This is a genomic window from Fulvivirga sp. (assembly GCF_040220315.1).
In the GTDB taxonomy this organism is placed as follows: Bacteria; Bacteroidota; Bacteroidia; order Cytophagales; family Cyclobacteriaceae; genus Fulvivirga.
Window position 1 is genome coordinate 1 of record NZ_JAVJUY010000352.1, and the last position, 2,076, is coordinate 2,076.

At 38.6% G+C, this 2,076-nt stretch carries 4 protein-coding genes; 3 read left to right on the plus strand and 1 reads right to left on the minus strand.

Features of this window, described 5'->3' with window-relative positions:
* The 3 genes from RLO81_RS17875 to RLO81_RS17885 form a co-directional block, all read left to right on the plus strand.
* On the plus strand, positions 1–237 hold a 237-nt coding region (locus RLO81_RS17875), incomplete at its 5' end, for an NADPH-dependent FMN reductase (RefSeq protein ID WP_502880474.1).
* Positions 238–257: 20 nt separating this feature from the next.
* Positions 258–1,085 (plus strand): pirin family protein, encoded by an 828-nt coding sequence (locus RLO81_RS17880; protein WP_350114919.1) that lies wholly within the window; start codon positions 258–260, stop codon positions 1,083–1,085.
* Between the two features lie 88 nt (positions 1,086–1,173).
* Positions 1,174–1,932: a type 1 glutamine amidotransferase domain-containing protein gene (locus RLO81_RS17885; protein WP_350114922.1), complete on the plus strand. Its 759-nt coding sequence runs from the start codon at positions 1,174–1,176 to the stop codon at positions 1,930–1,932.
* 16 nt (positions 1,933–1,948) lie between these two features.
* Here RLO81_RS17885 and RLO81_RS17890 read toward each other — a convergent pair whose 3' ends face one another.
* Positions 1,949–2,062 carry a hypothetical protein gene (locus RLO81_RS17890; protein ID WP_350114925.1) on the minus strand — a complete coding sequence of 38 codons (114 nt, stop codon included), beginning with the start codon at positions 2,060–2,062 and terminating at the stop codon, positions 1,949–1,951.
* Positions 2,063–2,076: the final 14 nt, after the last annotated feature.

The following is a 2,076-nucleotide window of genomic DNA, read 5'->3' on the forward strand; positions in this document are numbered from 1 at the left end:
GGTAAACCAATGCTGTTAATGGCCACTTCTCCGGGAAGTAGAGGAGGTGAGAATGTACTTGCTGCTGCAAAATCATATTTTCCATTTATGGAAGCAGACATCATTGCAGATTTTTCACTGCCATCCTTTTACGATAACTTCTCCAATGGCGGAATTGCAAATACAGAATTGGCTTCGCGACTAGATGAAAAAATAGCCCTTTTTGAACAAGCTTTTGAAAAGGTAGAAGCCATATAAACCACTAAAATTTTAATAAAATGAAAAGAGTAATAAAAAATAGAACAAAAGGACATGGCCACCATGGTATGATTACCAATCTGGTGAGTCCATCAGGAATTGGAAATGACATTAAACCATTTGTATTTCTGGATTATATACACGGTGTTCCACCTCAAGGCGCAGGCTTCGGGTGGCACCCACATTCTGGAATAGCAACCTTCACCTATTACATTGATGGGGGTAGCGATCTTGAAGAAAGTACCGGAAATAAGGTGTCATTCAGAGCCGGAGATATTGAATACCTACAGGCAGGTTCAGGGGCATGGCACAAAGGCATGCTGCTAAAGGATCAGCCTACGCTAGGATTCCAGCTCTGGATTTCTCTTCCACCAGAACTCGAGACTGCTGATGCAAGCAGTGTTTATGTCAAACCGGATGAGATTTTTGGTAATGAGCACTTTAAAGTTCTTTTAGGCGAGTATGAAGGAATCAAAAGTAAAATCAATCCACCTAATGATATGAATTACCTGGATGTCAATCTTGGAGCAGGTGAAAAGTGGACCTACACTCCGCCTGAGTCGCACGACATTTTGTGGTTGGTTGTGTATGAGGGAAAGTTGAGTGCGGACCTCATTGCTTCAGTTGGGGAATTGATTGTGTATGAAGAGGGGAATCAACATATTGAGTTAACGTCAGATCATGGTGTCAGCTTTTTGTTAGGTTCTGCAAAGAAATTTGAACATGATTTAGTGTCGGGGAGAGGTTCGATACATACATCCAGTTCAAATCTGGAGTCGAGTCAAAATAAGATCAAAGAGATTTATAGTGACTTGGTTAGGAAAGGCACTTTTAATGAAACCGTGTAAGACGAATTTCAAATCCGGGAATGATTAATTCGAAAAAGCTGTAACATTCTCTTTCACAAACAGTATGTCTATAAAAATCAATGAACTTATGAAAAAAGGAATCCTGTTAATATGTCTATTGTTAATCTTCATTTCTTGCAGTACTGAAAAAAATGAAAAAGGCAGAATACTCATAGTCGTATCAAATACAGAAGACATGGGTGACCCTGAAAAACACTTTGCTGGGAACAACCTTTGGGAAGTAGCTCCCCCATATCACATATTTGTTTCTCATGGTTATGCAGTAGATTTTGTATCTCCAACTGGTGGAAAAGTACCTTTTTCGATGGATCCTGTTGGCATTAGTAGTTATACCATTAAGTATGAAAACTTCAATGAGAAGGTTGAAAATTCATCAACACCTGATGAAGTAGATTATAAAAACTATAAAGCAGTATTTGTTGGTGGTGGCTATGGACCTTTATTCGATGTGGCGTATGACGAAGAAATACAATCAATAATTGCAGGTATTTATGAAAATGGTGGAATAGTTGGTGGTTGTGGACATGGGCCTGGTGCTTTAGCCAATGTTAAACTGAGTAATGGGGAGTTTATGGTTAAGGGCAAAAAAGTAACAGGTTTCCCAAATTCAACCGAGGTAACCAAAAGTTGGGCAAAAGAAGGAACTCTATTACCAATAATGCTGGAAGATCAATTAAGAGCTAATGGAGGCATCTTTCAAACTAAAAGTGATTTGAGCGATAAACACGATGTGGTTATTGATCAAAGAATTGTAACAACCATGTTTCTTCCTTCTTCGGCTATAGTAGCTAAGGAAATGATTATCGAAATTGAAAATCTAAACTAATCAATTATGCCGCATTTTATCCTACAAAATACATGTCCAATTCCCCTTTTCCCTTGGCAAAGATTTTTCCGCGAGCAATACAATTGAATTCATTCTTTACCAGTTCATAAGTGGATGCGGAGATATTGATTCTACCTGATTCGC